The organism is Bradyrhizobium uaiense, from assembly GCF_010811875.1.
Taxonomy (GTDB): Bacteria; Pseudomonadota; Alphaproteobacteria; order Rhizobiales; family Xanthobacteraceae; genus Bradyrhizobium; species Bradyrhizobium uaiense.
Window position 1 is genome coordinate 1 of sequence record NZ_VKHP01000463.1, and the last position, 2206, is coordinate 2206.

Below are 2206 nucleotides of genomic sequence, written 5' to 3' on the forward strand. Positions count from 1 at the left end.
GCCATCCGCTCCCACGCCGCGTCGCTCAATACCAAACGGTCCATCACACCCAAGGCGGCCTCCCCAAAAGCAGCCTTGAATCTGATTTGCTCCTAAAAGGGAATCCTTAGAGTCCACACCACCTAGTCCTCGACACCACGGCGACGAACGAACATGCGCGCCGCTTCTGCAAGCGCGAAGGACTGCTCGACTTCGCAATTGGTTTCGTGAAGCCTTTGGGGAAGCAGGCATGAACATCCTCGATATCGATTGCAGCCCACGGCGGGGGTCGCACAGCCGCCAGCTTTCGGTAGCGATTGTCGACAAGCTCCGGGCGCTTGTGCCGGGCGCGACCATCAGTCGTCGAGACCTTGGCACCGAGCCTTTGCCTCACACCGGGTCCGACTACGCCACCGCCCTATCGTCACCGGCGGCGATCGTGGCCACGTCGAGCGGCGTGATGGAATTGTCCGAGACACTGATCCGCGAAGTCGAAGCGGCCAACGTGAATGTCATCGGCACACCAATGAACAACTTCACGGTTCCTTCGCGTCTTGAAGGCATGGCGCGATCAGATTCTCCGTGCCGGGCGCACGATCATGCCAACCCCGGAGGGCAAGGTCGGAATCCTTGTGGACCGACCGATATTCGTCGGAATTGCTTCTGGTGGCATGTTCGCCGGCGACAAAGCCAACCAGCCGGACTTTCTCACGCCGTATCTCTCTGCAGCGCTTGGCTGCATCGGGCTCAAGACGGTCCATTACCTGCCTTTGCAGGCTGCCGCCTTCATGGATGAAGCGAGCGTGATCGAGCGGCGTCACTCGCTCGTCGCGACGATCGAACCGTCGATGGCTAGCATCTAGCGGTCTGTAATCATATTGGCGAAAGAGGCGCTGAAGACGTTGTGTCCGCAGTCTTGCCGGATGCTCGTTTGCGGCTGTCACAACCACTATCACAGAGTTGCGCTGTCAATTTCCGCGTGGGCCGCTTTATCACCGGCAGCGCTCAACCCTCACTGGGCGGGAAGGAATACTGGTGTTCCCTTATCCTTGACGAACAGCACAAGAAATTTGGCAGGTTCTGTCTTGCTTGCGTTTCGTCCGACTGTATGAACGTCCGCCGGGCCTTCAAAGAAGGTCTGTCCCTTGGTTAAATTGACTTCCTTACCGCCTCGAAGTTGCATTACGATCACTCCTTCAAGAACATAGATGAAGGCAGAAGCGTTGTGTCGATGCACCGGATCAGAACCTCCGGGTGGATACTCGACCAACAACATCGCTCCTTCCTTGCCCGGCACCCCCTCCAACTCCTTGGACATTAGGGGCGTCACCTTCGTCTCCGCGGCGCCGGCCGTTCGAGCCGCCGCTACTCCGGCAATTGCCAACGTCAGAACTCTCAGGAGGCGCAGCATGTTCGACCTACTCATTCGCTCAATCCTTTCCTACTCAAGCTTCGTGCGACGACGGCGCCGCTCGCTTTGCCAACTCGGCGCGCCGCACCGCGGTTTGCGTTGAAGTTCTATAGGTTAAAACCCAGCGATATCAGCACCAAAACCCACGAATTTGACTGGACCACGGGAACTGTTTCGGCCCTCGCGACTGAGCATGTTTCGCGATCGGCTGGTACCGTCCGCAAGGAGTCTGGACTTACAAAGAACCGATTTCGAATGTCGTGACAGGAAAAATTAGCGCAGTAGGCAGCGCACACTTGCACGGCTCCCAGCCGAGCACCACGCCGCCGGGCATCGCCAACAACGCTGGCCTGCTGACAATGCGCCAATGAAACAGTTGCCGGTAATCAAATTCGTCGACGGCAACGCTGCGCGATGCCCGCTCAGGGTTGGACCTCGTAGTAGTGCGCAACCTGGTCGATCTCCTCGGCGGTCATCTGGCGGGCGATGTTGCGCATCTGCTCGCTGATGTCGTTGCGCCGCGCCCCGGACGCGAAGGCCTCGAGTTGGGCCTTGATGTAGACCGCCGACTGGCCACCGAGCCAGGGACTTCCCGCCTTGTTGTCGATATCGCCGTGGCAGGAGCCGCAGGGCGGGATGTTGCGCATCGGCGCGCCCGTCACCACGACCGCCGGCGCGGGACGCCCGGTATCCAGATTGTTCGAAGGCACCCGCGGCAGATAGGCGTAATAGGCCGCGACGTCCTTCATGTCCTGGTCGCTCATGGCCGCAGCGAACGGGCTCATCACGACGCTGACCCGCGCGCCGGTCTTGAAG

3 protein-coding genes and 1 pseudogene are annotated in these 2206 nt (G+C 59.7%); 2 read left to right on the forward strand and 2 right to left on the reverse strand.

Annotation, left to right across the window (positions count from 1 at the left end):
- Window positions 1-229 precede the first annotated feature (229 nt).
- A pseudogene (locus FNJ47_RS53425) lies at window positions 230-475 on the forward strand (NAD(P)H-dependent oxidoreductase); the annotation flags it as partial.
- 58 nt (window positions 476-533) lie between these two features.
- Entirely contained in the window at window positions 534-842 is a 309-nt protein-coding gene (locus tag FNJ47_RS53430; RefSeq protein WP_283811390.1) for an NAD(P)H-dependent oxidoreductase, read from the forward strand.
- 149 nt (window positions 843-991) lie between these two features.
- Here FNJ47_RS53430 and FNJ47_RS45720 read toward each other — a convergent pair whose 3' ends face one another.
- Together FNJ47_RS45720 and FNJ47_RS45725 are read right to left on the reverse strand one after the other, a co-directional pair.
- Window positions 992-1390, reverse strand: coding sequence for a cupin domain-containing protein (locus FNJ47_RS45720; RefSeq protein ID WP_163163315.1), 399 nt, complete (start codon window positions 1388-1390; stop codon window positions 992-994).
- Between the two features lie 422 nt (window positions 1391-1812).
- On the reverse strand, window positions 1813-2206 hold a 394-nt coding region (locus FNJ47_RS45725), incomplete at its 5' end, for a c-type cytochrome (RefSeq protein WP_430649487.1).

Excerpts from the sequence above, each read along its gene's own strand:
- FNJ47_RS45720 (WP_163163315.1), bottom strand. The coding sequence starts at position 1,390 with ATGCTGCGCCTCCTGAGAGTTCTGACGTTGGCAATTGCCGGAGTAGCG.